Source organism: Pantoea wallisii, assembly GCF_002095485.1.
Classification (GTDB): Bacteria; Pseudomonadota; Gammaproteobacteria; order Enterobacterales; family Enterobacteriaceae; genus Pantoea; species Pantoea wallisii.
Genome location: NZ_MLFS01000011.1, coordinates 35,610 through 60,962, shown reverse-complemented (window position 1 = coordinate 60,962; position 25,353 = coordinate 35,610). Strand labels below are relative to the sequence as shown.

21 protein-coding genes and 2 pseudogenes are annotated in these 25,353 nt (G+C 55.4%); 8 read left to right on the top strand and 15 right to left on the bottom strand.

Annotated elements, in window-relative coordinates:
* Positions 1-195: 195 nt before the first annotated feature.
* Positions 196-423 (top strand): twin-arginine translocation signal domain-containing protein, encoded by a 228-nt coding sequence (locus tag HA48_RS22425; protein ID WP_128600236.1) that lies wholly within the window; start codon positions 196-198, stop codon positions 421-423.
* Positions 396-1,631, top strand: coding sequence for an NAD(P)/FAD-dependent oxidoreductase (locus tag HA48_RS06095; RefSeq protein ID WP_244182807.1), 1,236 nt, complete (start codon positions 396-398; stop codon positions 1,629-1,631). The genes HA48_RS22425 and HA48_RS06095 overlap by 28 nt, the downstream gene beginning before the upstream one ends.
* A 52-nt stretch (positions 1,632-1,683) precedes the next feature.
* Here HA48_RS06095 and HA48_RS06090 read toward each other — a convergent pair whose 3' ends face one another.
* Together HA48_RS06090 and HA48_RS06085 are read right to left on the bottom strand one after the other, a co-directional pair.
* Complete coding sequence (locus HA48_RS06090; RefSeq protein ID WP_128600234.1) at positions 1,684-7,701, bottom strand: autotransporter outer membrane beta-barrel domain-containing protein; 6,018 nt, start codon at positions 7,699-7,701, stop codon at positions 1,684-1,686.
* Between the two features lie 372 nt (positions 7,702-8,073).
* The gene (locus HA48_RS06085) at positions 8,074-9,201 is read right to left on the bottom strand and encodes an acyltransferase family protein (RefSeq protein WP_128600233.1); all 1,128 of its coding nucleotides are present in this window, start codon (positions 9,199-9,201) and stop codon (positions 8,074-8,076) included.
* 575 nt (positions 9,202-9,776) lie between these two features.
* On the opposite strand from HA48_RS06085, the gene HA48_RS06080 reads away from it, so the two are divergent.
* Complete coding sequence (locus HA48_RS06080; protein ID WP_128600232.1) at positions 9,777-10,577, top strand: SGNH/GDSL hydrolase family protein; 801 nt, start codon at positions 9,777-9,779, stop codon at positions 10,575-10,577.
* 2 nt (positions 10,578-10,579) lie between these two features.
* Here HA48_RS06080 and HA48_RS22420 read toward each other — a convergent pair whose 3' ends face one another.
* From HA48_RS22420 to HA48_RS22415, 3 genes and pseudogenes are all read right to left on the bottom strand, one after another.
* Entirely contained in the window at positions 10,580-10,909 is a 330-nt protein-coding gene (locus HA48_RS22420; RefSeq protein WP_244182806.1) for a helix-turn-helix transcriptional regulator, read from the bottom strand.
* A gap of 83 nt (positions 10,910-10,992) precedes the next feature.
* A pseudogene (locus HA48_RS22775) lies at positions 10,993-11,067 on the bottom strand (hypothetical protein); the annotation flags it as partial.
* Between the two features lie 67 nt (positions 11,068-11,134).
* On the bottom strand, positions 11,135-11,473 hold the full coding sequence (locus HA48_RS22415) for a cupin domain-containing protein (RefSeq protein WP_279626737.1): 339 nt from the start codon (positions 11,471-11,473) through the stop codon (positions 11,135-11,137).
* Between the two features lie 99 nt (positions 11,474-11,572).
* Between HA48_RS22415 and HA48_RS06070 the strand changes: the two genes are divergently transcribed.
* Positions 11,573-12,319, top strand: a complete 747-nt coding sequence (locus HA48_RS06070; protein ID WP_128600231.1) for an SDR family oxidoreductase — start codon at positions 11,573-11,575, stop codon at positions 12,317-12,319.
* 57 nt (positions 12,320-12,376) lie between these two features.
* On the opposite strand, the gene HA48_RS06065 is transcribed toward HA48_RS06070, so the two are convergent.
* A complete protein-coding gene (locus tag HA48_RS06065; RefSeq protein WP_128600230.1) occupies positions 12,377-12,805 on the bottom strand; it encodes a nucleotide triphosphate diphosphatase NUDT15 in 429 nt (142 codons plus the stop codon).
* Between the two features lie 65 nt (positions 12,806-12,870).
* On the bottom strand, positions 12,871-14,019 hold the full coding sequence (locus HA48_RS06060) for an MFS transporter (RefSeq protein WP_128600229.1): 1,149 nt from the start codon (positions 14,017-14,019) through the stop codon (positions 12,871-12,873).
* 155 nt (positions 14,020-14,174) lie between these two features.
* Between HA48_RS06060 and HA48_RS06055 the strand changes: the two genes are divergently transcribed.
* Entirely contained in the window at positions 14,175-14,669 is a 495-nt protein-coding gene (locus tag HA48_RS06055; RefSeq protein ID WP_128600228.1) for a MarR family winged helix-turn-helix transcriptional regulator, read from the top strand.
* A 90-nt stretch (positions 14,670-14,759) separates the two neighbouring features.
* A complete protein-coding gene (gene cybB, locus HA48_RS06050) occupies positions 14,760-15,299 on the top strand; it encodes a cytochrome b561 (protein ID WP_128600227.1) in 540 nt (179 codons plus the stop codon).
* A 69-nt stretch (positions 15,300-15,368) separates the two neighbouring features.
* Here the strand turns inward: cybB and HA48_RS06045 are convergent, their stop codons facing one another.
* Complete coding sequence (locus HA48_RS06045) at positions 15,369-15,722, bottom strand: MmcQ/YjbR family DNA-binding protein (protein WP_128600226.1); 354 nt, start codon at positions 15,720-15,722, stop codon at positions 15,369-15,371.
* Between the two features lie 67 nt (positions 15,723-15,789).
* Complete coding sequence (locus HA48_RS06040) at positions 15,790-17,733, bottom strand: methyl-accepting chemotaxis protein (RefSeq protein ID WP_128600225.1); 1,944 nt, start codon at positions 17,731-17,733, stop codon at positions 15,790-15,792.
* Between the two features lie 278 nt (positions 17,734-18,011).
* On the opposite strand from HA48_RS06040, the gene HA48_RS06035 reads away from it, so the two are divergent.
* Positions 18,012-19,118, top strand: a complete 1,107-nt coding sequence (locus tag HA48_RS06035) for a Fic family protein (protein WP_425270659.1) — start codon at positions 18,012-18,014, stop codon at positions 19,116-19,118.
* A gap of 51 nt (positions 19,119-19,169) precedes the next feature.
* Here the strand turns inward: HA48_RS06035 and HA48_RS06030 are convergent, their stop codons facing one another.
* The 3 genes and pseudogenes from HA48_RS06030 to HA48_RS06020 all read right to left on the bottom strand — a co-directional run bounded on the left by HA48_RS06030 (position 19,170) and on the right by HA48_RS06020 (position 20,916).
* Positions 19,170-19,496, bottom strand: a complete 327-nt coding sequence (locus HA48_RS06030; RefSeq protein ID WP_128600223.1) for a YebG family protein — start codon at positions 19,494-19,496, stop codon at positions 19,170-19,172.
* Between the two features lie 69 nt (positions 19,497-19,565).
* Positions 19,566-20,359: pseudogene (locus HA48_RS06025) on the bottom strand (SIR2 family protein).
* Entirely contained in the window at positions 20,356-20,916 is a 561-nt protein-coding gene (locus HA48_RS06020) for a non-canonical purine NTP pyrophosphatase (protein WP_128600222.1), read from the bottom strand. The pseudogene HA48_RS06025 and the gene HA48_RS06020 overlap by 4 nt, the downstream one beginning before the upstream one ends.
* A 373-nt stretch (positions 20,917-21,289) precedes the next feature.
* Between HA48_RS06020 and HA48_RS06015 the strand changes: the two genes are divergently transcribed.
* A complete protein-coding gene (locus HA48_RS06015; RefSeq protein WP_128600221.1) occupies positions 21,290-22,657 on the top strand; it encodes a putative bifunctional diguanylate cyclase/phosphodiesterase in 1,368 nt (455 codons plus the stop codon).
* A gap of 90 nt (positions 22,658-22,747) precedes the next feature.
* Here the strand turns inward: HA48_RS06015 and HA48_RS06010 are convergent, their stop codons facing one another.
* Genes HA48_RS06010 through HA48_RS06000 form a run of 3 tightly spaced genes read right to left on the bottom strand, consistent with a single transcriptional unit; the run spans position 22,748 to position 25,345 of the window.
* A complete protein-coding gene (locus tag HA48_RS06010) occupies positions 22,748-23,614 on the bottom strand; it encodes an ABC transporter substrate-binding protein (RefSeq protein ID WP_425270660.1) in 867 nt (288 codons plus the stop codon).
* A 38-nt stretch (positions 23,615-23,652) separates the two neighbouring features.
* Complete coding sequence (locus tag HA48_RS06005) at positions 23,653-24,447, bottom strand: amino acid ABC transporter ATP-binding protein (protein WP_128600219.1); 795 nt, start codon at positions 24,445-24,447, stop codon at positions 23,653-23,655.
* Positions 24,431-25,345 (bottom strand): amino acid ABC transporter permease, encoded by a 915-nt coding sequence (locus tag HA48_RS06000; RefSeq protein WP_128600218.1) that lies wholly within the window; start codon positions 25,343-25,345, stop codon positions 24,431-24,433. The genes HA48_RS06005 and HA48_RS06000 overlap by 17 nt, the downstream gene beginning before the upstream one ends.
* Positions 25,346-25,353: the final 8 nt, after the last annotated feature.

The following is a 25,353-nucleotide window of genomic DNA, read 5'->3' as shown; positions in this document are numbered from 1 at the left end:
GTTACTTGCCAGTGCAACATGGTTGACATGAATTTTACAAAACCCAATAATCTGAATACATCAAGTATACAGCAGATATACAAAATGACATTTTATGCCACCCTTTTCGGCAATGTGATACGCCTCCGGCCTCAGGTTATGGCGTGTCAGGCAATGATTTGAACACCATTTTTGTTATCATGGAGTGTATTAGTAATGGGTATTTCCAGAAGGAAGCTGCTGGTTGGCACCGGTATCGGTGCAGGTGTGATCGCGGCGGGCGGCGGCGCAACGCTGTTAACGGATAACCTGCCGGCCGATCCGGAATCGCTGCTGCGTATTGATGCGCTGCCGTCCGATGACCCCGGACCGGCTGGTTCCATACCAGCCAGAAGCGTACGCCAAAACCGGCGCTGGTGGGCGATGCGCAGGCGCCGTGGGTAGTGATTGGCGCTGGCTTTGCCGGCCTGGCAGCAGCGCGTCAACTGGCGCTGAATTTCCCTGATGATCGGGTGATTCTGGTCGAAGCGCAGCAGGCAGGCTTCGGTACGTCTGGCCGTAATGCGGGTTTTCTGATCGACGTGCCCCACGATATCAGCGCACCGGATTACATCGGCGATAAGACAATTGCGCGTAATATCCTGAACCTTAACCAGACCGGCCAGCGTATCCTCAAAGATCTGGTAGAAGAGCACAACATCACCGAAGCGCATATGCGCCACTCCGGTAAATATCAGGCGGCCGTGGAGAACAGCGGCATTGCGGTATTGGATGCTTATCGCGGCGGTCTTGAGGCGCTGGGACAGAAGTGCAAGCTGATTGAAGGGAGCGCGCTGAAGGATATCTTTGGCACAACGTTCTATCGCAAAGCGCTGTATACGCCAGGCACCATTCTGGTTCAACCTTCGGGGTTAGTTAAAGGCCTTGCCGATACTCTGCCAGAGAATGTCACGCTCTACGAAGAGACGCCGATTACGGCTGTTGAATATGAACCCCGCATCGTGCTGCATCATGCAACCGGCCGCATCATGGCGGATAAGCTGATTCTGGCTAATAACGCGTTCGGCACCCATTTCGGCTTTAGCCCGCGCACGATTTTCCCGGTCTTTACCTACGGGAGCCTGACGCGTCCGCTCACTAAAGCTGAGCAGGATAGCATTGGCGGCGAAGACTTCTGGGGCATCATCCCGGCAGATCCCTTTGGCACGACCTCACGCCGAACCCATGATAACCGCATTCTGATTCGTAACAGTTTCAGCTTCAACGAAGATGGTCGTTACAAGCCAGGCTATACCGAAAAGTATCGCCAGACGCACCGCCAGTCTTTCGAACGCCGCTATCCGACTCTGAAAGATGTGAATTTTGAACACACCTGGGGCGGCGGACTGGGCATGACGCGCAACGGTTCAAGCCTGTTCGGCGAGCTAAGAAAAAACGTGTACGGCGCACTGGGCTGTAACGGCCTGGGTACCGTTCGCTGTACCGCAATGGGCACCATGCTGGCTGACTGGCTGGCGGGGAAACGCAACGACACCATCGATTACCTGCTGTCGCTGCCAAAACCTGAGTGGAATCCGCCCGATCCGTTCCTCACCATGGGCGTTAATTTTACGCTGCGTCGCGGGATGCATGATGCCGGCTTAGAGGCATAAGTGACCTGACCGGCGCGGCGGCTCTTCACTCCGCTGCGCCGGAAATTCCGGATTAAAACGACCACCTTACCCCGGCGTTGTAACGCCAGCCTTTCGCACCGTTGCCGTCGATCTCTTTACGGTAATCGGCTTCGGCATACAGCGCGACATCCCGCTTCAGCGTCACTGTGCCACCGAGGCCAACATCCCACATTTTGCCGAATTTACCGCTCTCAAATGCCTGGCTGTTGTCGCTTTCGGAATCACCCACTCTCACTTTTGCCGTGCCGCCCCAGCCTTGTGAGTAGTTGGCCCGCAGCCAGGGCGTGTACTGATTCTGGCTGCTATCCTGCCAGGTCCGATCAACGCGTGCGCCGAGGCGCGCAACGGTCTGATCGTAATCGTTAAAGGAGACGCGCGTGCGATCGCGATCGGTAAAGCTGTCCATTTTCACTTGCAGCCAGGTGAGCTGCGCCTGCGGTTCAAGCCGCACACCATTGGCGAAGGTAAACGGATAGCCGGATTCAATTGAGGCCGTCCAGCCATTGCCTTTCGGTGAAGCGACCTCTTTCTGGCGCGCAATGTCCGTTTCGCCACGATACCAGCCCCAGCTGAGTGAGCCATCAACATACATTCCGCTCTCCCGTAGCCAGGTGCCGTAGAGAGAGACCGTGTCGCTATCAAAGCTGGTCGTACTGTAACCGTCGGCGGCATGTGGCCGGATGCGCGTGTTGCCGCGCGTATAGGCAATACCTCCGCGCAGGCTATCCGTAACGCCATCGGCCTGGATCAGGTTACCGCCCAGCTGTACTGCGCTGTAATCAAGATCGAAATCGTAGCCATAATCCGCCAGCTGGCGCTGACTCTGGTACGTCAGGTTTGAGCCGATGTAGCGAATAAACATCTCGCCTGCCGGTGATTCATCCACGCCCTGCTGCTGGCGCAACTCACCCAGGCGTTTATGCAGATCATCGGTGACCGCCAGTGAGTAGTAAGCCAGTCCCACCGGGGCAGAGATCCAGGCGGGCACCTGCGGGGTTACGGCCGGGCGCACCGCCCGTGACGTGCTGCCCGTTTGGGGCTGACACAGCGCACCGTCTTCACACACAAAGGTATTGGCCAGCCGGTAATCCCGGAAGTTACTGCCGCTGCCGCTGACAGCGCGCTGGCTGGCGTCGCTGCTGCCCGGTGCAAAGCTATACAAACTGTATTGCCATGGGCCGGACGCGACATAGCCGTTGCGCAGGACGACGCTGCCGGCGCTACCGCTACCGGAGACCTGCGCCAGCGATACGCCTTCATTCGCGGCAATCACGCCGTCGCGGTTGACGTCCATCAGCGGGGCGCCGCGCAGCGTATCCTCAATTAGCGTGGTGCCGCTGACGTTGCCATTCACCAGCAACCTGTCACTTTGCGTTGCGGCTGAGTTGAGCGTGAGACGGCCACCCGCAGAAGCCAGATCGCCGTTAATGGTCAGCGTATTCGCCGCCGTGTTCCCACCGTTAGTGAGATCGAGGTTACCGGCGTTGTTTACCACCAGCGAATCATTAGTGCCGCCCTGTAACAGAGGCTGCACGTTATTACCGGCAAACAGCGTCGATCCGGCATCAATATTGATGGTGCTGTGCGCCAGACGCAGGTTGTCCGTGAGCGTCCAGCGCGCATTGTTGAAGTTCAGTGTGCTCCAGCCGGCCCCAAGATTGGTGCCCTGACTGAGATCGTCGTGGCTGAAGGAGCCGCCGCGGGCATCAATCTCGCTGAGTGTCAGCGTACTGCCTGCGCCGCCATTGCTGGTGATATGGCGCGTGTTCGCCAGACTGATATTCTGCACCATGGCCTGATTGCCCGCGCCGTTGCCCATCGTCAGGCTGCCATCCAGCGTGCCGCCGCTCACCTGCAGCGTATCGCGACCATTGCCGGTGTTAACCTCGCCCACAACCTGCCCCTCCAGCAAGGCAATCACATCGTCCGTCGCGCCGCCGGCGACCACGGTCTGATCGGCATACGGCGCATTAATCGTCCCCTGGTTGATAAACAGCGTCTCGCCGCCGCGCAGATCGATCAGTGGCGAGACGCGGCTTTCAGAGGAGATGATCCCCTGATTGATCACTTCGCTGGCGGTACGCGTAACAATCGCCGAACCGCCGTTGGTATCATGAAGGGTGATGGCTCCCTGCGCGATCACCCTGCCCGACGTGTTGGCGCGTACGCCGGTGCCGGTGCCATAGACATCAATGCGGTAGTCAGGGCCTATCACCAGATCGCTGCTGCTGGTTGAGCCGTCGGTATTTTCAAAGCGGTAGCCCGTGCCGCCGCTGCGCACGCTGATTTGCGCGCTACCGCCAGGATCAAAGGATGTCGCAGAGCGAATGCCCGTGCCGCCATTAGCCTCAAGCCTGACGTTGTGCAGATAGATGTCGCTGATGCCCGCGCGGTTATTCAGCGCGCTGCCGCTGCCGTAAGCGCCAATGACGATATCATTGGCTTCAAACCGCTGTGCGCCGCTATCAAGCAGCAGACCATCCGCGCTGCCATGCGCAGCCAGCGTACTTGCTCCCTGCCCGTCACCGTAGATCATCATGTCGCCGCCGCTGCCTGTGCGCAGTGCCGCTATACCGTCATCAACGCGCAATTCACTGTCGACCGGCACATACTGACCATAACCGCTGCTGACATCCACACCGATGCCCGAGGCCAGATGAATCCGGCCACGGTTGATGAAGTTCCCGCCATCGTGCACGCGCGCGCCGGTGCTGTTCGCGCCGCTCAAATCGACCACGCCCTGATCCTGATTAAACAGGCGCGCGCCGCCACTAACCTCCAGCGCAGTGGCACCGCTGCCGCTGCCGGTGATGGTGGATGCGGCGTACACTTCCGTCTCGTCGCCGCTGGCAACCGCACCGGTGGTATTGCTGCCGTTCAGGACAATACTATTGCTGATGATGCCCTGCGCGCGATCGCTGGCGCGCAGCGCCGTGGCACCACTGCCGGTTACAAGATAGCGATCGGTGCTCGAAACCAGCGCATCACTCCCGCTCACCAGTACCCCGCCAGCGTTCGTGCCGCTCAGCGTCACGTTGCCGAACCCCTGATGGTAGAGCCACGCGCCGTTGCGGATCTCATACAGCAGCGCCTCTTCGCCGCTGACATCAATATCGCTGCCATTCACAATAAGCCGGGTGCCGGGATCAACCGCACGGTAGCCGACCTGGCGCGCGTCATAAAAGTTTACGCGACTGTCTGCGCCCAGCGTCAAACGTCCACCCGCGAAGGCAGAGCCGCCGATCGCGCGCTCACCGTAGAGGTTGATGGTGCCATTTTGTACCGCGCGTCCAAGCTGGTGGTATGCGGTAATGCCCACACTGCTGCCGGTTGCGGCGGCATCATTGTGTACATTGAGGGTGCCGGTGTTATCGATTTCGGTTAACGTCACGCCATCGCTGCGCTCAGGATTACCATCAGCAAACAGCCCACGCCCACTGTGCAGAATCGTGATGTCACCGCGATTGACCAGCCTCGCACCGTACTGGGCGGTGATGGCCGTCACGCCAGCCCCTTCCAGCGTGATATCCCCATAGTTGTACATCTGCGCATGGTTTCGCACGGTGAATGGCACCTGTTCACGTGCGCTGCCATGAATATCCGCATAGTTGGTCAGTAGCGTGTCCGCGTTGAACTGCGTCAACGGATTGATAACCGCGCCTTGCAGGGTGAATGTGTTGCCATCCGCGATTGCAACAGACGCATACTGGCCGTTGAGGTGAATCTGCGCGGCGCGTTCGATGGTCGCATGTGCGCCATCGCTGATCTCCAGACCGTTGGCAAAATCGGCAATATTCAGCGTGACATTGCCACTCCTGACGTCAGTGCCTGCTCCGCTCCCGTTCACCCCTGAAGCGAAAGGACTGTTTGTGGAGAGCGTAAGGCCGTCTCCGGCAAAGTCCGCGCCCGCTTCCACGCGAAAAATGGTGCCGTTATACACGGATGTGGCATAGCTGCCGTTCGCGGGCAGATTGATTCTGGCATTTGGCCCTTTGGTATAAAAACTGATTTGATGGCTATCAAGCGAGCTGTCACTGCCGGTTGATACCGGAATGGCGGCAGCGCTCACATTGACCGTGGCATTGCCTTCCGCACGGATACCGATACCCATTCTGCCGCTGAGCCTGATTGGCCCGCTGAGATCCGCGCTGGCGCTGCCGCCCGGCTCGCCTGTTACCCATACGGCTGTGTTATTGCCGCTACCAAAGCGATCGCCATCACCGGGAACGTTAATCGCCCCGCTGGAGAAGGCATGGGCGCTGTTACCTTGCGAAGCGATAACTTTCAAGCCGGTACTGTTGTAGCCATTAAGGTTAATGGTGCCGGTGTTACCGACCTTGCCGCCGCTGCCTGAATCGATAGCCAGCATGGCGATATTCTCCCGCGGCAGCGGCTGGGCCTGCCCGTTGACATCGATCACGCCGTGGTTCAGAGAGGTGGCATTGGGGCCGGCTTCAACCCGCATCCCGACTGCATTCTCCACTTTTGAGCCAATGACAATATGGCCTTCGTTAATTGCGCTGGAATCGAGCAATCCGGAGATCGCGCTGACGCCACCGTCCAGGCTCACCGCCACATCCTCACTGCTATCACCGCGTGCGTTTTGTGGCGCGCGTCCGATATAGAGGGTGCCATCCGCCGCGTTAACAAACCTGCCCTCACCGCTAAAGCTGACCGCCGACGCAGAGCTGCCGTTGGCAACATTCGTGATGCCGAGGTTGATATTGCCATGATTGACGGCACTACTGTCGCCGAGGAACAGACCGCGTGTGCCCCACGGCGCCGCGCCGATGTGTATATTAAGTACGCCATTATTGCGAAAATGGCTGTTGTAGATGGCCCTCACCGCCGTCCCGGCATAACCGAGAGAGTCTGCGCTGACGCCTGTTCCGTCCGCATTAGTGAAAAAACCGCTGTTTATGACACCGTTATTGATACCGCGCGCGCCGTACGTTAACGCCAGCGCGCCCGCCTCTGACGAAAAAGCATTACTGGTGGAGAGCGTGCCATTGATAACGGCTTTTGCACCGTGACTGGCACGCATCACCTCGCTGGCGCTGTTTTTGACCTCCAGCGTTTTGCCACGATTGATGCTGACGCGCGCATTGCGCCCCTCTGCGCTGAGTACCACCTGATCGCCCAGTGCCGCGGCCACTTCATCATCGATATTGTTGGTGCTCATGCGATACACAACGCGGCCCTCGCGTAGCGTGAACGCTTTATTAAATTCTGCGTTATAACGTTCCGGACTAATAATACCGCTGGTAATTAAATCGATGAGCCAGTCGTTATATTGCCGTAACTGAGTGAGATTACTGACATAATACGACGTGCTGCCGCCATCCAGCGTTGGAATATCAAAGAGGCCGGCGTAATCGACAATACCGCCGGCATCAAACGCCAGCCGATCGCCACCGTAGGGCGGTGTCGCAGCGGTAAAAGTTATACGGTTATTGGCATTCCAGTTAATCTGCCCTTTACGGGTGGCCGCAAAAAGCTGGCTCTGCTTCGCAGCCATTGACCAGCTATTGGTGGCTGAATCTGCCGCTGCGCCATACTGACCAATGTCGATATTCATCGTGCCATTACTGACTGACGCAACGCGGGTGTTTATATATTGTTTGTCGTTAACGTCATAATAATCTGGCACTGCCGTTTCAGAGCCGATTACCGGTATATCAACAATCTCTGCGCTGTTATAAACCTGGTAAATGGTATAACTGTCTGTTTCATAATCAGGAACGCCGATATTGTAATTTTGCGCACCGAGTTGAATGCGTGGTTTTCCGATTACGTCATCATCAACAATGCGGCCAACCGTTTGTAACTCTCCGAGCGTAACGGGACGGGTACCGCTCTCACCCACCGTAAAGCGCGGCAGCCCGCTCAGGGTCTGCGTGCTGCCGTTGCACAAACAGTGAGCGCCGTATTTATTGTCATTCACTTCTGGCGTGAAAGGTCGCAATACCACTGCCGCCGCCGGCAGCACAGGGAATATCAAACCTTGCGTGGCGATAAGGCTAAGTAACACCGGATTTAATTTGAACACAATGTTTTCCTCAACTGAGAAAAGACAAAAGCCGCACAACGCTTGCCGTTATGCGTGACGCACTGCTTAAAAGAATTAATTTGTAACAACGACTAATAAATGGAAATGGGTGAAGTGAGTATTGCTGCATTAAGCGGCAACCGTCCAGTTTGAGTTAAGGAAATGCGAGGCAGGCGTGACAATTTAGGAATTGCGCCACGCATTAACTGCAGATGAATGGACCTAAACGCGGGCAGAAATTAAGTTACTTTTCAGGGATGAATCTATTTAAATACAGAGAGACTGGTGAAGGGGGCAAGAAACTAAAACGATCGTGCCAGGGAAAAATAAGGTGCGCATGGCTGCGCACCTTTTAAAAAGTTAACGTGAAATTTACAGACGAGCCTCTACCGGCACGGCTTCTTTCTTCTCTTTTGGCTTGAGACCAAACATGAATGAGGCAAAGCGTGAGCGCTTAACCAGCGTGTAGCATACTGCGCTGAGCGCGATACCGATGGCAAAATCGAGCAGCACATACAGTACCGAAAGATTGTCAGGCAGCCAGACATCCAGCAGCCACGAGAAGCTCACCACAACCGGATAGTGCAGCAGGTAGATGATCAGAGCCGAATCCACGATGGCGGTTAAAATGCGGTTCTCTTTTACCTTAATGCGCTCGAAGGTAAACACCAGCCAGTACGACAGCATCGCTGACAGTACGCTACCGATCATCACCGGGACATACTTCACCACGCCATTGATATGGTTGTGCGCCACATACCAGCACGTTGCCCATACTGCCAGCACCAGTGCGCCAATCAGCCAGCCATTCATCAGCTTACTGTTAGCATAACGGGCGATTTTTTCCCGGTTAACGTACAGCGCAAAACCTGCAGTGTAGTACACCATAAATCGCAGCGTAATGGGGATCAGCTCGACGAACTCGCCGCGACCTTTCACCACGAATTTCAGTACAAAGCAGGCATTGCCCAGAATCACAAGCGTGGCAATTAACATCGGCAGTGACATTTTGCCCAGCTGACGTGCGCTCCAGTGATAAAACGGTCCAGGAATAACCAGAGACATCACCGTTAACGAGACGAGGAACCACAGGTGATGCATCATGGTATAGCTGTTTAACCAGCCCGTCAGCGTATACGGCGCATTATTGATCTGTCCGGCGATGAAATACATCAGCGGCGGAATAAATATATAGGCCGAAATTAGCGGGATAAACACGCGCTTGCGGCGGTTATCGGTAAAGAACTTCTGCCCTTTACGCAGAATAATCAACGCCGAAAACATTCCTGAGAGAAAGAAGAATACTTCCATCCTGAAGGTATGAAACATACTCAACAACGCCGTAAATATCTCAGAGGGATCGCGTTGCGCCACATAATACCAGCCATTCTCGCCGGGCAAGCTCCGCGAGGCGTGTAATAGCACCCCTTCCAGAATTAACCCGGCACGCAACAGATCCAGACCGATATTTCGGCTGGATAAAAAGGATTGTGTTTTCACGTCGCACACCTTGAAATGAATTGTAGCCCGAGAGTAGGCCAGACAAGGGGGATAGTAACACCAGAAAATTCCGTATACATTGCGTTTAGAAATTATTAGGAATTTTGCCATAGTGTAAAAAGTGTAACCATGCAGCGATCTTTTAATTAAGGAGTACGAATTATCCGATTGAATGTTTAATTAAAATAATATGGATACCCGGTCAAAATTTGTTAGCGCTCAGAGATTGCTCAGCCAATACAATCACTTGATTGCTTTTTGCGCTGCATCATTATCGGAGAAACTGATTAGTGTGATGGTTAACTTTACCGGCCTTACGGTAGTGAATAAGCGCAGCACGCAGATTTTTTTGCCGAAACCTGTGCTGATTACCCCTTAGCCATAAATATAAAACTTGCTGATTTTCTGCGAAATCCCTGCCATTTCGGCCTGTTTCTTCAGAGTTACCCTAATTTTGCAGCGCTACAGTGGCTTTAGGATTGTGACCCTGCATTGCTGCCTGTTAAAGTTACAGCCTGACGGTTAATAACCGGTATTTCACGTAACATTGAGTGTCTAAAAGGCGGGATTTTGTCATGCTTCAGGTTTTCACGCGCGTCGTAACCTTACTGATAACAGCAATCGTTATGCAGCAAACAGCGATAGCAGAACCCCCTAAACCCAGCGATGACTTTATTATTGAGGCATATGGTGGTTCCAGTACGCGCGGCGCGATGGCGATACGGGAGAATGGCAAATTGCGGGCAATCTACATTAAAGACAATGAGATTGCTCTGATTAACAATTGGCTGGCCGATAAGTACGGCAGCGGTATCCGCGTGGTAAATAAAGGCGCCTCCTCGTCTCAGGCGATGGACCTGTTAAATCCAAAATATTTTTACAAGAAAAACAAAAGCTGGCGCGAAGAGATGCATAACTCGCCGGCGAAAATCATTCTGTTGAACTTTGCGACCAATGACGCGCGCCACTTCCATTTTCGCGATATAGAGAAGGATTATCAGGTTAGCCCTGAAAAATATACCCAGGTTATGACGCAGCTAATTACCATTGCCCGCGAAGAGGGTAAGCAGGTGATACTGCAGGAGCCGCATCCGATTTGCGGTCGTGCTGAAAAGTGGAACGTGGCACCTTATGTCGCCAAACTTGATGCCCTGGCAAAAGCGGAGTCGGTTCCGCTGGCGCGCCAGTATCAACGCATCCTGAAAATGGATAACTGGCAGTCGCTGATGTCGCCGGATTGCATTCACCCCTCAGAACAGCTCTACCGCCTGAAAGCCGAAGAGACATTTTCCGTTCTGGTGGCGCAATTTAATGATGAGCTGGCGTCCGCGGGTCATAAAAACCGTGAACAGTCTGAGCAGATGGCGAAACGTTAACGTCACGTTCCTGCGGCAAACCCGGTGGGTGACAGCCCTGCGTAACGAGTAAACGCCACGCTAAAGGCACTGGCGGAGCGGTAACCCACCTGCTCCGCCACTTCGGCAACGCTTAAGTGTGCACTGCGCAGCAGATCTTTAGCTAAGGCCATACGCCAGTTCAGCAGATACTCCATTGGCGACAACCCCAGCGCGGCGCGAAAACGCACAAAAAAAGCTGATCGTGACAGCGCCGCACACTTTGCCAGCTCAACAACCGTCCACGTATGCGCCGGATGCTGATGTATCGCACGAATGGCTGCGGCCAGGCGATCGTCTGCCAGGCCACGCATGACGCCCGGGCAGCCCTGTCATCCGCCAGCGACCGCAACGCATCAATGAGTAGCAGCTCAAGTAACCGCGCCAGCACGATCTGGCGTGCCGGACGCTGCGCGCGGCACTCCTCCATCACCAGTTGCACCAGCGTGGTAAGCCGGGACGCTCCGCGCACATGGATAAACTGCGGCAGCAGTGAAACTATCAACCTGCGTCTGGCGCACCAAACTGGCAATAGCCAATCAGGGTCTCGACCTCAAAGGGCTGATCCTGTTCGCTATCCAGACATCTCCTGGCGCGAGCATGTGCGGTACGGCATCTGGCACGTTCGCTGCCGGTGGCGTCGCGCTGCTCATAGCAAACTCCCACGCAGCCGGGATCAATACGAAATCCCCCTGTTCGAGCGTGACAGGCGCATAGCCCTTTAGTGTTAGCTGACTGCTTCCCGCCAGCACCAGACAATAAAACGGCTGCCCGGTTTCACTGCGCGAAACGCGCCAGCGTCCATTGGCACGCGCACGTTTAGAGAAAGCCGCCTGCGGCTGCAGCAGCGAGACGATTTCGGCAAGCGGATCGATCATTGTGGACTCCTGCGAATGAAACCTGGACTTTGTATTGTAGTGAGTCCGGTTACGCCACTTTATAGTGAATGCTCTATCCACTGCAACGCAGGAGTTAACATGAAAACCATCCTTATTACCGGCTGTTCCTCCGGCTTTGGTCACGCCACTGCACACTATTTTCTTGAACGCGGCTGGAATGTCATCGCCACTATGCGCACGCCCAACCCTGAACTGTTTCCGGTTTCCGACCATTTGCGGTTACTGGCGCTGGATGTCAGCGATGCAGAGAGCATTAAACAGGCGCTGGCCAGTGCGGGCGAAATTGATGTACTGGTGAATAATGCCGGCATTGGCCTGTTGTCATCACTGGAGGGCACGCCGATATCCACCGTGCGCGAGGTGTTTGAGACCAATACGCTGGGGACGATAGCGCTGACCCAGGCGGTGCTGCCGCAGTTTCGCGCGAGGAAAAACGGCACCATTATCAATGTGACTTCGACGGTAACGTTGAAATCACTGCCGCTGCTGGCGGTCTATACCGCCAGTAAGGCTGCGGTTAACGCGTTCACCGAGTCGCTGGCGCTTGAACTGCAGCCGTTCAACATTGCGGTAAAGCTGGTGCTACCGGGTCTTGCGCCCACCACTGACTTTGGTAAAAATGCTGCACCGCGCATGGAGAACGCGCTGCCGGATGCTTACCAGCCACTGCTTGAGCAAGTGATGGGCGGAATGCATCAGCCACAGCCGACCACGACAGCGGAGCAGGTTGCGGCGGCTATCTGGCTGGCAGCAACCGATGCCAGCACGCCGATGCGCACTCCCGCAGGCGATGACGCAGAGCTACTGATGGCGCAGCCCCGCTAATGCGGAGTCAGCGGCTTTGCGGGTATGGAGATAAGCGCGAGCGGAGCCGGCCGGGCATTACTGCCCGCGCTGCCGCGCCAGATCCTGTAGAGCGGCCAGGCCGTCACGCGTAATCCAGCTGCGCAGTGGCGCAAACAGAGGTTCGGGCAGCGCATCCGGCGCGAACCACTGCCAGCCTTCGCACTTCTCCGGCTCCAGCCGCTGGGGTTCACCCCTAATCTCATGCGCAACCATGAACAGCGTAATGTAGTGTTTATTCACCTCCGGAAAGATATCGCTGACAAACGCGCCGTGGCTCAGGCCGTTAATTTGCAGGCCGGTCTCCTCCAGCACTTCACGCTGTGCGCAGGCTTCAGGCGATTCACCAAACTCCAGATGCCCGCCAGGCGCAGACCAGTCGCCCGCCCCGTGGCTGCCTTTGCGCCGCCCCAGCAGCACTTTTCCATTCCGAAACACTAATACACCCACGCCAATCTGCGGTGACATCGTCTCTCCTTTGTTGATCGGTCGTCATTTTCATCGTTAAGTCGTGATAAACAGGTTTCTGCGCATCATGCCTGCTGCGGTTTAAAACGCAGCGCCATCACCATCAGCACGACAATACCTGCGGCCATTATCATCCAGGCGGTGTCGAGTGATTCAGCACGGTCGCGCACGATCCCCGCCATCAGCGGCATCACGGCGGCCAGTAAATAGCCGCCCCCCTGCACAAATGAGAGCAGCGTTCCGGCCTCTTCCGGCGAATGGGCGTGATCAAGCGTGACAATCAGCGAAAGCGGGAACAGCGCGCCAATCCCCAATCCCAGCAGCAACGTTGGCAGTGCCGCGTATGAACCGCCCAGGCTGATTAACGCGATCAAACCCAGTAATATCATCGTCAATACGGCAATTAATGGATAGCGGCGATCGCGAAAACGGTGAATCAGCGCCGACAAAATAAATCCCGCAACCACCTCAACCAGCGTTAACGCACCCAGCACATAACCGCTTTGCTGAGGCTGCCAGCCCTGCTGCATGTAAAACGGGGGTAACCACGCCAGCACCAGCGTATAGGCACCGGTGCCGATACCGAAGAACACCATTAGCCACCAGGCGCGCTGGCATCGCACTATTTGAGGCCACGTACGATTTTGCGCAGGCGCAGGCGCACGTACTGCCCACAGCCATAAGGCGAGTGCCACTAACGCGGGCAACACCGGTATAGCCAGCGCCATCGCTAATCCGCTGTGTTCTGCCAGCGGCGCGGAGCTGGCGGCGGCTATTGCAGCACCCGCCATAATGCCCGTGGTGAACAACGCCATCAGCGTGCCGGCCCTGGTGCCGTAGTGACGCTTAATCAATGCTGGCATAACTGCCTGAATCAACCCAATCCCGCTGCCGGCTATCAGCGCACTGCTCATTAACCCGGCGACTGAGTGCGTCAACCCGCGTATCGCACAGGCTACGATCAGTAACATCAGGCCGGCGGCGACGCCTCGCGCTTCGCCCAGCGTGCGGAGCAGAACCGGGCCTGCCAGCGCAGCCAGGCCCATCATGATTACCGGTAGCGTCGTTAACAGGCTCAGCTGCGTCGCGCTGAGCTGCGCGTCATGCTGCAACAGCGGATACAGCGGTCCGATAGCCGCCATCACCGGACGCAGGTTGAGCGCCACGAGAAAAACCAGAACGGCAAATACGCTGGCAGGTAAAATACGCTTCATCAGGCTAATCCTTACGCTATAAAGTATCTTAACGTTAAGATACTTTCGCGGCGCGTGAAAGCCGCTGCGCACAAAGCAACAAATGGGCAGAGCCGCATACAGTGCCGTAGGGTATTACCTGCAACCGGCGATGCCGCTGAATAACCGGAGAGATCATGACCGATCATATAGATTTTGTAGTCAGGCAGTGGGCAGAGGCCATGCCCGAGCTGGATGCCTCTTCGATGGCGATTACCGGCCGTATGCTGCGCATTATGAAGCAGCTGACAGCCGCCCGTGCTGAGGCGCTGGCCCCCTTTGGCTTCCGCGAGGGGGAGTTTGATGTTCTGGCGACACTGCGGCGCGCCGGCGCGCCCTATTGTCTTTCGCCTACGCAGCTTTACCAGGCCTTACTCATCACATCAGGCGCGATGACTAACCGTCTTAACCGCCTGGAAGAGGTCGGTTCCATCGCGCGCGTGGCCGCCGCGGAGGATAAACGCAGCATGCTGGTGGCGCTGACGCCCTCAGGGCTGGAGAAGATTGAGCAGGCGCTGCAGAGACATACTCAGGTACAGAATACATTTCTCGCGGTACTGAACAAGCAGCAGCAGCAGCAGCTGGTTGAACTGCTGCGTATTTTGTTGCAAGCCAGTGAATCGCAAGCCTGAATATTTGTCCGACGATGTGGCAAAAGATGAATGCGATCGGCCGATTTCGCGATATGTTAGCGTTCCCGCTTCGCATTTTACGGATTGAGTATGAGCAACAAATACGCCCCTTCGCAGATTTGGCTTCACTGGCTGACTTTCGTGCTGGTGGCGACGGCTTATTGCACTATGGAGTTTCGTGGGCTGGCAACGCGCGGATCCTGGCAGGGCTTTGCCATGATCATTGGGCACTTCAGCGCCGGTAGCTGTGTGCTGGTTTTGATGCTGTCACGCATTACGCTGCGTTTCCGCCACCGTAGCCCGAAGATTGAACCTCAACCGCCGCACTGGCAAACCGGTCTCGCGCATCTGACGCACCTGGCGATCTACCTGTTCTTTATCGTGCTGCCTGTGCTGGGCATTCTTTCACGCTTTTATCTCGGCCGCACCTGGTGGATTTTTGGTATTCCTATGCCCGTCAGCGCGAATCCCGATCCGGACTTCTCCGATACGCTGAGCGACTGGCATGAAACGCTGGCGCCCTATGGCTACTGGCTGATTGGCCTTCACGCCGCTGCGGCGCTGGCACATCACTATCTGTTCAAAGACAACACGTTGCTGCGCATGATGCCATCGCGTCGTTCACGGTAGTGCCGGACAGTTTTATGCCCGGTGGCATTGCTCACCGGGCAGGGTTTCAACTTCGCTCCAATCATCCGCTCAAAATGTCAGGCTGAAGCTGTCATCAAGCAGTGCAAGGATCTCGCTATCCGCTAAGCCCTCCTCCAGCGTCAGGCTGAGCCAGTGCTCTTTGTTCATATGGTAAGCGGGATAGACACCATGTTGTTGGCGTAACGATCCGTTTTGTTCCGGGCGGGTTTTAATATTTATCACATCAATGATCGGGCCGTCAGGCAGGCCGAGCTTATCGCGCGTCAGCGGAAATACCAACGCAAACCATTTGCGGTGACGCGGATGGCGCAGCACCGCATAATCACTGTGTCGCTTCCACGGATAGTCAGGTTCAATCTGATAGTGCTGCTGAATATAGGCAAACAGTTGCTGGCGGTGCATGACGGGCTCCGGCAAAAAAAATCGTGGCTCACTGGCCACGATGTTAACAAAACTGCCGGTTAGCTGACTATGCGCTCAGTCGGAAACGACCTACGGTATGCGCCAGCTGGGAAGCCTGATCTTCCAGTGAGCTGGCGGCCGCCGACATCTGCTGTACCAGCGCGGCGTTTTGCTGTGTGGTGCCATCCATCTCATTCACCGCAATCGTTACCTGGCTGATACCCCGCGCCTGTTCATCGGAAGCCGTGACAATTTCACCGATGATGGTGCGAACCGAGTTCACTGCCTGTGTCATCTCCTGCATGGTGCGGCCTGCATCCTGCACCAGCTGTACGCCGCTGCCGACGCGCTGCGTGGACTCCTCTATCAGCGCCGCGATCTCTTTCACCGCGTTGGCGCTGCGCTGGGCCAGGTTACGCACCTCAGATGCTACCACCGCAAAGCCGCGCCCCTGTTCGCCCGCCCGCGCCGCTTCCACGGCGGCATTCAGCGCCAGGATATTTGTCTGGAAGGCAATGCTATTAATGATCGCGGTGATATCACCAATCTTCTTCGCACTATCATCGATCTGCGCCATGGTCTGCACGACCTCGCCCACCAGCGACTCACCCCGGCTGGCAATATGGGTAGCATTGTCCGTCAGCGCGGTAGCCTGGTGCGCGTTGGCGGCATTGTGCTTCACCGTTGCGGTAATCTGCTCCATGCTGGCGGCGGTCTGCTCCAGCGCAGCCGCCTGCTCTTCGGTTCGTGAGGCCAGGTTGAGGTTGCCGCTGGCAATCTCGCCTGCGCCCTGCCGCACGGATGAACTGGCGTCCTGAATCTGTCCTACAATCTCACGCAGCTGGTTTTGCATCGTGTGCAGGGCAAAGAACAGGCTGCTGTTGTCACCCGCTTTCAGCGTAATCACATTATCCAGCTTGCCATCTGCCACGGCCAGCGCAATGGCTGTCGCCTCCAGTGGCTCGCCCCCGATAGGTTTCAACACCTTGCGGCTGAATACCACGCCCAGCAGCGCACTCACTACCAAAATGCTAATCACCATCAGGATCAGGGCATTTATCAGCTGATGGTGGGCCGCCGCCATCACTTTACTGACTGGCGCTACTACGCCAAGATACCACTTCTGGTCGCTGTTACCGATGACGATGGGCTGCCACGTCACCATACCCTCTTCCCCCAGAATCGCGTCTGGCTGCTCTGTAACGGCACTGCTGAAGTTATGCGTTTCACCCTTCCAGGCTTTACTGGTTTGGCTTTTATCCGGGTAGGAGACAACCTTACCTGCACTGGAGAGCAGCATCGCATAGCCGCTCCCTTCCCAGGGTTTGATCTTGTTAACTTTCTCCTGCAGAGAAGCCAGTGAGATATCGGAAGTGACCACTGCCCACAATTTGCCCTGGCTGATGATCGGTGAGGCAACGGAAGTCAGTAACGTCGGTACGCCGTTATAGGCATAGCTGTAGGGCTCAATCAGCATATCCTTCTGGCTTTTTTGCGGCAGCAGGTAGTAATCCCCCTGGCCTGGCGTAAAGATCGAGGTCAGTGGATGCATGTTAAAGGTGCCGGATTGATCGCGGTCGACAAACACCGCATACCGCCCTTTTGGCGCGGCGTTCGGCTGCGTGGCGAACTCCGCATCACGGCCGTCAAAGGCGTTCTCTTCAAATGTCACGGAAATGGATAGATAGTCCGGATTATCACGCAGCGCGGACTCCATCAGCTTGTCCGCCACTTTGCGATCGGCAATGCCGGCTTGTGGCAGAGCAATCAGGCTGTGACCCACGTTGTGCGCCACATCGCGGGCGTAGCTAAGTTCCTGCTGAATTTGCAGCGCCTGCGTTTGTGCAATTTGCTGCAGATAGTTTTCCGCCAGCGATTTCTGTTCACTGCTGGACTGCCAGCTCAGCACGCCGATGGTAACGGTGAAGCCGAGGGTAATGGTCAAGGCACCCGTCAGCAGCATTTGCGTGCGGGTGCTCATTTTTTTCCTGTTTAAAGCTTTCGTGGCCATGTCGGCGCTCCTGGAGTTGACACTTTGTCGCTAAAAAAATGAATCACTCCATGTGCACTTACATCCCTTTGATCACTCTATCGGCGCGCCGGTGCGGAACTTGATGCCCTGGCAGGTCCGATCAGAAAATGATCAATGGTCTGTGATGGCCGACTGCATTTCTGTTGCGATCACTTAACTCATAGCCACTGAGCCGAATACTGGTTATTATTCGAATCAATATATGAGCCGAATATAAGAGATAAACGGCTCATGGAACGTGAGAGAGGGTGATAAATATGTGGATTTGGCAACAGCAGGCGTGGCCGCAGTTCAGCTGGCAAGAGACACAGCTTCTGCCACGTTTACGTCAGCTACAGCAGAAGCGCGGCATGCTACTCGGGCGGGCCAGCGTGGCGGAAAACAGTGAAGCGCAAACGCTGGATACGTTACTGACGAATATTCTCTCCTCCTCAGCCATTGAAGACGAACGCATAAATGCGCAGTCCGTGCGCTCTTCGCTTGCGCGACGACTGGGAGTATCACTTGAACAGCCCTATCCGGTATCTGCTCGCTCGGAAGGCCTCGCCACCATCATGATGGAAGCCATCACGCAACGCGAAGAGCCGCTTACGCTGGATCGCTTGTGCCAGTGGCATCAGTGGTTATTTCCGGCCAGCGAATGGACCATCAAACGCCTGAATGTCGGTACCTTGCGCGGTGAGGAGCCGATGCAGGTGGTATCAGGCCGCCTTGACCGGCCCGTTGTGCACTTTGAGGCACCGCCACGCTGCGGCCTGGAGCAACAGCTGGACGATTTTATCGCCTGGTTCAACCGCAGCCGGGATGATGTAATGCTTGATCCGCTGCTGCGGGCGGCGATCTGCCATTTGTGGTTTGTTACGCTGCACCCGTTTGATGACGGCAATGGGCGCATTACGCGTGCGCTGACCGATCTAGCCCTGGCGCAGGCGGATAGCCAAAGCATTCGCCTGTATGCGATGTCCGCTTCGATCCTGAACCGGCGCGCCGATTACTATCGCATCCTGCAGGAGACGCAGCGTGGAGGGTTGGATGTTACGCCATGGCTGTTATGGTTTCTCGATGTACTGAACGATAGCCTTGAGCAGGCGCTGGCTAGCGTGACCCGCATGCAGAATAAAGCGCGCTTCTGGTTAATACATAACGCTGCTGCGCTTAATGCAGAGCAGACACGCGTACTGAATCGCCTGCTCGACGGCGGAGAACAGGGATTTAGCGAGGGCATCAGCGCCAGCCAGTATCAGAAAGTGGCGAAAGTGAGTAAAGCCACCGCTACACGCCATTTGGCGGAGTTGGTAGAGAAAGGATGTCTGGAGAAACTGCCGGGCGGAGGGCGCAGCACGCGCTATCGGATCAAACACTGAGTGCAGAGAGCACAACGCCGTCAGCGAGGACGGCGTTGCAGAGTGAAAGCATCAGGCCGCTTTTACCGCGCGTACTTTCTTCTCTGGCGCAGCGGCGGTTTCATTAGTGGCAGCAGGCGCATCAGCGGACTCTTTCACCGCATCAGGCAGCTTGCTGGTCCGCAGAATATGCTGCACCGCATCTTTCTGCTCCGCGAGCAGCAGGCCCAGCGCTTCAGCCTGCGCTTCACCCATTTCCGGCTGATGCTGTTGCAGCCAATCGGTAAACGCATCTGCCATATCGAGCATTTTATCCCAGGCATCCGCGTCTTTTTTATTGGCAAACGTCATCTTCTCTTCACCCTTTCTGACCACAACAAATTTGGTTTCGACTGCCATGATGCACCTCGTTAACTGTATTTATATACAGTATAATCCGATTAAAACCGTTCAGCAAGGGGGTGCTTATTAAGCCAGCAACTCCTCCAGGAAGGTCGCCAGCGCTTTGCGCGGATCATCCTCTTCCGACACGATCATCTCTATGCCCCACTGCCCCAGAACCTCCTTCGCCACCGGATTATTGCGATTGGTGAAGAGATAGGATTTTGGACGCGCGGTTGCCAGGCCGGTGCGGCCCCACATTTTTGTCAGACGATAAAAGAGCAGGCGGATGTTGAAATCACTGATGCTATAACCGACAAAAAGCACTGAGTTGCCCATCACATCGTGCGTCAGCTTGATATCCAGCGGTGAGTCGAAATAGAGGCGCTCAAAGTAGCTGCTCTCATCGAGCACAATCGAAGTATCGTCGTCAAAATCGCCGTGAAGTTTAATGATGTGGCGCTTATCTTCGGTTAGCGATACCAGATCGGCCGCATTCGCCACTTTGCTGTACGGCACGTTGTGCGCTTCGTGCGCCATCTCCAGCCAGCGGTCATAGTTGGTGGTGTAGATGCGGGCAAAGTTGCCTGGGTGATCATGGTATGAATTTCCGAGCTGCGCACATCAATATCAGGGCGATGCCATTCGCGATCCATCCAGCTGCGTAGCGGGCCCAGCGACCCTTTACGCTGCTTATAGTATTCAGCCAGCGAAAGATGCGTGCCGTAAGTGTTGAAGATCTTCGGATCGTAGCCCAGCTCATTGGCGAGATGGGCAATCAGTTCGTGCCACTCCGGCAGGCCAAGATTGCGCGAAATACCGGCACCGGCAAACAGAATCAGCTTTCCGGCGTCATAGGCGCGTTTGAGTTCCGGTTTCATGCCAGTCCCCGTGAAGTTTTCAAAAAGGTTGCGAAGCGATCCAGTGCCAGACGCCGCATGGATATCTCATTTTTTAGTTCGCCCATCTCAGCGAAAGTCTGCGTATGCCCCTCCGGGATAAATACGCAATCCCACTGAAATTCACGCGGCCCCGCCGGCTCAGGCGCAATGGTGCCGCGCAGTTCACCCTCAAACTGATACATTTTACGCCCGTCGCAGTAGCCCAGAACGGTTTTTGCCGTCACCTGCGCACTGTCCAGCCCGCGCACCAGCCGGGTAAAACGCTCCGCATTGAGGCGGCTCCAGAAGATGCGCGTCAGGCCAGCCGGTAAACCGTTCAGGCCATCCAGATAGAGTCCGGTGTGTTCCACAAACAGCGGGCGACCAATGATAGAGAATGCTTTGGTCAGCTTGTCACGCACCAGTTCGACCTCGTTTTCAGTCTGGATCTCTTCAATGCGGCGTGCGATAGGGATCACATCAACACCAACCGGCTCGAGGATAGTACGTACCTCGGCAAGCTTAAGCTCATTTGCAGACAGGAATCTAATTTTCATTGCAATCAGTAAGTTGAAAGTAGTGTAAAGGATCAGATTATGCGTATCCGGTTGGTTGTCCGGCTGAAGTTATGTCATGCTGAGACGGTACATCTGCAGGGCATTCTAGCCTGTGCGGCAACCCGTAGCCAGGCACAATCCTGGTAATCAGGTAACCGGGGGGAAAGCACCCGCTAAGAAGAGATCGCTGCTCTGTGTTTAATATAGCGCCATAAATATTTAATACCGACCATTCTTTGCGTTTAAATCAAATTAAAAAACGAGCTGCGCAAGTGTAAATTTGATGAAAACCATTGTGACAGCGGTCTCGCTTAAACGTAAAATTACGCTTTGCAAAATTAAATAATTATGACAATAAAACCGGAAACAACCGATGATGACCTGGTTCATTTTAGGGTACTCACGCCTGAGAAACCTGCCTTTCACGCTACGCGGTGATAGCCCGGAAAAGAAATTACGCCTGACACTGCTGATTGCCGGCGTCTCCAGCATAGTGGCAGGGGTGTATATGGCCCTGTTTAATTTCAGCCGCGATAATCCTGCTATTGCCGCCCTGTACGTTTTCAGCTCACTGGCGGGCATTTATATCGGTGCTGCCGCCTTCTGTAACGGGTTAAAACGTAACCTGTATATTATTACGCATGCACTATTAGCAACGCTTATTCTGTTATTTCTGCTGGATAATCACCATGTGGCCGGGAAACATTCAGAATATAACTACCTGATAGCGTTAACCGCAGGTGCTGCGCTGGTACTGCGTCTGCAGTCACTCTACCTGAGTAAAATATTCCCGCTCATTTGCCTTATTACGTATCTGTTTTTTGTGAGTACCGGCCTGATCTGGCAAAACGGCAGCTTTGTACTTAATGTTCCCCAGGAGTCCGGTTTCTACCTGGTAAACTGTATCGTGCCGATCACAGCATTATTAATGACAGTATTTACCTGTAGCGGTAACTACTCAGAAACGGATTTGATTAAGCGCGAGCTCTCTGATGCCATCGCACGCCAGCAGCTGGAACTCTACTACCAGCCCCAGGTTGACAGTGAAAAAAAGCTGATTGGCTTTGAAGCACTATTGCGCTGGAAACACCCGGTAAAAGGCTTTATCTCCCCGGAAGTTTTTATCCCGGTCGCAGAGAAAAGTGGGCTAATTATCGATATTGGCAAGTGGGTATTGGCACGTACTCTGCAGCAGATGGATGAGTGGGATCGGGAATATCCCATTCAGCATCTGGTGTTCTCGATTAATATTAGCCCGCTGCAACTGATGCACCGCGATTTTACACAGGAGACGCTGCTGACGTTATCACACTATAAAATTCGGCCGGAGCGTCTTAAATTTGAGATCACCGAGACAACCTTTATCTACGATCAGCCACGCATCAGTCGCGTTATTCAACACTTCAGCCAGCTGGGCGTGAAATGGGCTATCGATGACTTTGGTGTGGGCTACTCATCACTGAAATCGCTAAGCGATTTTGCCATTGATGACATCAAAATTGATAAGTCGCTGATCATGCATATTTTCGAAAACGACGCTGCGGCAATCATTGTGCATAAAACCATTGAGCTATCACGTGACATGGGCCTGAACGTGCTGGCTGAAGGCGTTGAGAGTGAAGAGTGCTTCGAGCATTTACGCAGTAAAGGGTGTCATCTGTTTCAGGGCTATCACTTTGCGCGTCCGCTGCCCGCGTCCGAGGCGGCCGTGTGGATAAAAAAGTCTGCCGGGGCGGCATAAGAGTGTGCGCAGGCTGTATTCAACGGGATCAGAATACCCTTTATAAAATGCCTGCAATAACGTTCATTGCAGGCCGTTTTCCACTGTACATTATTGATAAACGATCCCCGGTGGATTTATCTGCGACGTTTCAACCGCCTCCTCCTGCTCGCCCCAGCGGCTTAACACCTGCCTGTATTGTCCGCTGATAATCGCGCCGTTGATCGCCTGCTGTAATGCGACATCTAACCCATTGCCTTTTTTGGTGGTCACCGCCACCCATGCCCGAAACGGACCGTGACCCACGATTTTAGTCTGCCCGCGTGAGGCCACTTTCCAGGCCGCCGTCGCCTGCGGGCCAAAGGTGGCATCGGCGCGCCCGGAAAGGAGCGCCAGCGTGGCAGAAGCGTCATCATTAAGGTAGATCGGCTGCACCGGTGCCAGGCCCTGCGCACGGTTTTTCTCATCCCAGCTCAGCAAAATCTTCTCCTGATTAGTACCGGAGCCAACAATGATGCGTTTGCCCGCCACATCTTCCCGTCCTTGTATGACGTTGACAGCACTGTCCGCTTTTACCGCAAAAGCATGGTTATCGGCCCGGTATGTCGCGAAATCGAACCTCTTTTTGCGCTCTTCAGTCACCGCGATATTAAACATCGCCACATCATAGCGCCCGGCCGTAATGCCCAGCGGCCAGTCCTCCCAGGCCGCCGGCACCAGCTTCAGTTTTAACCCCAGGCTCTCTGCCAGCAAACGCGCGATATCCGGATCGCTGCCAATTAGGGTTTTATTGTCTGAAGCCCATAGCCCAATGGGCGGAGAGTTACTGGCCGTGGTGGCCACCGTTAAATAGCCCGGATTAACGAAATGAAAACCGGGGGGGATTTTCGCCACGGCCTGCGGATTGACCGCAATATGGATAGGCGTTTCGTTATCTTTTGCGTTCAGCGGCGCGGCAGAGGATGACGCAGCCGTCATGAGGCCTGCTACCAGCGCGGCTATCACTATCTGTTTCATTACAGTACCCGCGCCAGAAAGCGTTTTGTGCGCTCATGGCGCGGCTGGTTGAGAACCTGACTGCCGCTGCCCTGCTCAACAATACGGCCATCCACCATAAACACCACGTTATCAGCGACTTCCCGCGCGAAGCCAACTTCATGCGTGACGACGACCAGCGTGGTACCGGATCGCGCCAGCTTTTTGATGACATCAAGCACTTCACCGACCAGCTCAGGATCGAGGGCGGATGTTGGCTCATCAAACAGCATGACGCGCGGGTTGAGCATCAGCGCACGGGCAATGGCGATTCGCTGCTGCTGACCGCCAGAGAGGTGGCGCGGCCACGCATCGGCTTTATGCCGCAGGCCCACAACATCCAGCAACTCTCCGGCGCGATCAATCGCTGCGCGACGCGTCAGCTGACGATGGGCTACCGGCGCTTCGATCAGGTTCTCCAGCACGGTCAGATGGGGAAACAGATTGAAGTTCTGGAACACATAGCCAACGTTAATACGCTGGCGCAAAATCGCCCGCTCTTTCAGCTCATAGAGCTTGTCACCGCGCCGCTGGTAGCCGATGTACTCACCGTCGATCTGAATAAATCCCTCGTCCACGCGCTCCAGATGGTTGATGGTGCGCAGCAGGGTTGATTTGCCCGAACCCGACGGGCCGAGGATCACGGTCACCGACCCCGGCGCCAGCGCCAGTGACACGTTGTCCAGCGCTTTATGCTTGCCGAACGATTTGCTGACGCCGGTAATGGTGATGGCGCCCGTGGTATGCAGATTGCGGTAATCAATGGCTTCGGACATGGGAAAGCTCCTCGTTAGCAGTACGATTGCGCCACTGACGCCAGCGCGACGGTTGCGGTTCACGGGTGACGCTGCGCGCCAGCCAGCGCTCAACGCTGTGTTGTAACAGCGACAGTACGGTCGTAATGATCAGATACCAGGCAGCACCGACCATCAGCAGCGGAATCACCTGCTGAGTGCGGTTGTAGATCATCTGAATGGTGTAAAACAGCTCCGGCATCGCCAGCACATACACCATTGAGGTGCCTTTCGCGAGGCTGATGATTTCATTAAAGGTGGTGGGCATAATCGCGCGCAGCGCCTGCGGCAGAATGATACGGAAGGTACGGCGTGAAGAGGAGAGACCAAGTGCTGATGCCGCCTCAAATTGACCGTGATCGACACCCAAAAAGCCGCCACGAATAATCTCCGCGCTGTAGGCGCTCTGCACCAGCGTCAAACCAATCACCGCCGCCGGGAACTGTCCCAGCACATTGATGGTCTGGAAGTGCCCCCATGACAGCGCAGTAAAGGGCACCCCGAAAGAGAGCGTGTCGTAGAGATAGGAGAAGTTATACAGAATGATCAGCACCACAATCAGCGGCAGCGAGCGAAACAGCCAGATATAGCCGAATGCCAGCGTGCTTAACAGCCACGATGATGAGAGCCGCGCCAGCGCCAGCAGGCCGCCAAAGATCAGGCTAAGCACCGTGCCCGCCAGCGTGAGCAGCAGCGTTTGACCCAGTCCATGCAAAATCACCGGGTCAAAGAACCAGCGCGCAAACACGCCCCACTCCCAGCGAGGATTGAAGGCCACGGAATCAATCACGGCGGCCAGAATAAACAGTGCGACGATGGCCCCGACGGTGCGCGCCGGATAGCGGGCCGGTACCACACTCAGACGATGTTCATTACTCATGGTGGTGC

Coding starts and splice junctions, on each gene's coding strand:
- HA48_RS06010 (WP_425270660.1), bottom strand. CDS start 23,614: ATGACGGCTGCGTCATCCTCTGCCGCGCCGCTGAACGCAAAAGATAAC.
- HA48_RS06005 (WP_128600219.1), bottom strand. CDS start 24,447: ATGTCCGAAGCCATTGATTACCGCAATCTGCATACCACGGGCGCCATC.
- HA48_RS06055 (WP_128600228.1), top strand. CDS start 14,175: ATGACCGATCATATAGATTTTGTAGTCAGGCAGTGGGCAGAGGCCATG.
- HA48_RS06040 (WP_128600225.1), bottom strand. CDS start 17,733: ATGGCCACGAAAGCTTTAAACAGGAAAAAAATGAGCACCCGCACGCAA.
- HA48_RS06030 (WP_128600223.1), bottom strand. CDS start 19,496: ATGGCAGTCGAAACCAAATTTGTTGTGGTCAGAAAGGGTGAAGAGAAG.
- HA48_RS06020 (WP_128600222.1), bottom strand. CDS start 20,916: ATGAAAATTAGATTCCTGTCTGCAAATGAGCTTAAGCTTGCCGAGGTA.
- HA48_RS06065 (WP_128600230.1), bottom strand. CDS start 12,805: ATGTCACCGCAGATTGGCGTGGGTGTATTAGTGTTTCGGAATGGAAAA.
- HA48_RS06035 (WP_425270659.1), top strand. CDS start 18,012: ATGTGGATTTGGCAACAGCAGGCGTGGCCGCAGTTCAGCTGGCAAGAG.
- HA48_RS06015 (WP_128600221.1), top strand. CDS start 21,290: ATGATGACCTGGTTCATTTTAGGGTACTCACGCCTGAGAAACCTGCCT.
- HA48_RS22425 (WP_128600236.1), top strand. CDS start 196: ATGGGTATTTCCAGAAGGAAGCTGCTGGTTGGCACCGGTATCGGTGCA.
- HA48_RS22420 (WP_244182806.1), bottom strand. CDS start 10,909: ATGCGTGGCCTGGCAGACGATCGCCTGGCCGCAGCCATTCGTGCGATA.
- HA48_RS06000 (WP_128600218.1), bottom strand. CDS start 25,345: ATGAGTAATGAACATCGTCTGAGTGTGGTACCGGCCCGCTATCCGGCG.
- HA48_RS06060 (WP_128600229.1), bottom strand. CDS start 14,019: ATGAAGCGTATTTTACCTGCCAGCGTATTTGCCGTTCTGGTTTTTCTC.
- cybB (WP_128600227.1), top strand. CDS start 14,760: ATGAGCAACAAATACGCCCCTTCGCAGATTTGGCTTCACTGGCTGACT.
- HA48_RS06070 (WP_128600231.1), top strand. CDS start 11,573: ATGAAAACCATCCTTATTACCGGCTGTTCCTCCGGCTTTGGTCACGCC.
- HA48_RS06045 (WP_128600226.1), bottom strand. CDS start 15,722: ATGCACCGCCAGCAACTGTTTGCCTATATTCAGCAGCACTATCAGATT.
- HA48_RS06080 (WP_128600232.1), top strand. CDS start 9,777: ATGCTTCAGGTTTTCACGCGCGTCGTAACCTTACTGATAACAGCAATC.
- HA48_RS22415 (WP_279626737.1), bottom strand. CDS start 11,473: ATGATCGATCCGCTTGCCGAAATCGTCTCGCTGCTGCAGCCGCAGGCG.